Genomic DNA, 2077 nt, shown 5'->3' on the forward strand with positions numbered 1-2077 from the left:
ACCGTCACCAACGACGTGCTGTACAAGGAGGGCCTGGACCTTCTCGTCGTGCCCTCCGCCGAGCTCTCCCGCGGCCGCGGCGGCCCGCGCTGCATGAGCATGCCCTTCTGGCGCGAGGACCTCTAAGGTCTTCAAGGACCCGTACAGGTCATAATACATACATCTAGCTGCCATTAGATGTCTCCCATTGGGGCGGTGCGGGTTTTCGCACCGCCCCAATCTTGTATGAGGAACGTCAACACGATTGGATGACTGCTTTTGTAAGGAGCTTGGCCATGGACATCAAGACGATTGGCGTTGAGGAATGGCTCAACGTTTGGGAGAAAAGTGCCACGTGGGACATCGCCCAGTCGACGATCTCGTCGCTCACCATGGGCGAGCTGCGCGCGCTCGATGAACAGGACGGCGCCACGTTCTACGAGCGCCTGGACCGCGAGAAGATGAACTACGGCTGGATCGAGGGCTCGCCGGAGTTTAAGGCCGAGGTTGCCAAGCTGTATCGTCGGGAGGTCAATCCCGATCACATTCTGCAGACCAATGGCTGCACGGGCGCTAACCTCAACGCCATCATGGCTGTGGTCGAGCCCGGCGACGATGTTATCGCCGAGTGGCCCACCTACGCGCCGCTCTACGAGATTCCGCGCACGCTGGGCGCCGAGGTCGAGTATTGGGAGCTTCGCGAGGAGCTCGGCTGGAAGCCCGATATCGAGGAACTCAAGCGCTTGGTGCGCCCCAACACCAAGCTCATCTGCATCAACAACGCATCGAACCCCATCGGTACGGTACTCGATGCCGATATGCTCGGCCAGATTGCCGAGATCGCCCGTTCGGTGGGCGCCTACGTGCTGTGCGACGAGGTGTATCTGCCGCTCGAAAACACTGAGTCCTTTATGTCGATGGTCGACGTGTACGAGAGGGCCGTTGTCACCAACTCGTTGTCGAAGACCTATTCGACGCCTGCGGCCCGCGTGGGCTGGGTCGTGGCAGACGAAGAGGTGTCCAACCGCATCCGTACCTATCGCGATTACACCATGATCTGCGGCGGCGTGTTCAACGATGCCCTGGCGACCTATGTGCTTGAGCACAAGGACAAGATCCTCGAGCGCAATCGCAAGATCGTGTTTGGCAACCGCGATATCGCGCAGGCTTGGATCGATACGCAGCATCGCGTTTCCTGGACGGCCCCGCAGGGCGTGTCTACCTCGTTTATCCAGCTGGATATTCCCGAGGACGACGAGGAGTTCTGCAAGCGCCTGCTGTCCGAGAGGGGAGTGCTGCTGGTACCCGGCAGCCGCTTTGAGCTTCCCTGTGGCGCACGCCTGGGCTACTGCGCGAGCGAGGACGTTCTGCGTGAGGGCCTGAGGCTTTTGGGCGAGGCGCTGGCGGAGTTTGATCGCTAGGATTCCGGTGATCTTCGAAGGCCTTATCTAAATTGGCCGAAGATAATCGAAAATGGACCCGTTTCCCTAGGGGAAGCGGGTCCATTTTTCTATACCGAGAAGTCAAGTTGTTACAAATGGAGCCGTAAAGCGAGTCGGTATCCGCTGGGCCTTATACTGAGTTTCCGGTGAACGGTATCAAGCGTTTGGTAAACGGTAATTTATTTACCAGAAATGAATAGAACAAACTTTTTTCTGAATAAAATTGAAAATGGTTGAGACACGGTATGAACCGCTACTTCTATTCATAGCTTTATTGTAAATATGCAATTTAAGGATAGTTTAGCAAAGTTTAGTTCCATTTGATTTCAGGATTGAAAACGCGTTTAAGCACGTAAATAGGCTTTATTAAGATGAAGTGTGCCATGCGTGAAGTATATGTGTATGCCGTTCACCCCCTATAAAAAACCGTTCGTGGGCAAGGTGGAAGTATGAGCTGATTTTGGATATAAATATGTCGTCAGCAATAACGCCTCACACGGAGGGGCGCTAACGAATCGGCCCTGACAAGGGCCCGAAAGAAAGGTAGGAGGCCATGACGAAAGGTCTGCACGTGCCTTCCGAGATCGGCAAGCTCAGGAAGGTCTGCCTGCACCGTCCCGGCGACGAGCTCCTCAACCTGCCGCCCGACGAGCTCG

General features: G+C 55.8%; 2 protein-coding genes. Both read left to right on the forward strand.

Features of this window, described 5'->3' with window-relative positions:
* Positions 1–126: arginine deiminase family protein (locus AAAX77_RS09750; RefSeq protein ID WP_229770747.1), on the forward strand; the 126-nt coding region annotated here is incomplete at its 5' end.
* Between the two features lie 149 nt (positions 127–275).
* A complete protein-coding gene (locus tag AAAX77_RS09755; RefSeq protein ID WP_349106082.1) occupies positions 276–1400 on the forward strand; it encodes an aminotransferase in 1125 nt (374 codons plus the stop codon).
* Positions 1401–2077 lie beyond the last annotated feature (677 nt).

Origin of the sequence: Collinsella sp. CLA-ER-H6, assembly GCF_040092305.1 — a bacterium.
Taxonomy (GTDB): Bacteria; Actinomycetota; Coriobacteriia; order Coriobacteriales; family Coriobacteriaceae; genus Collinsella.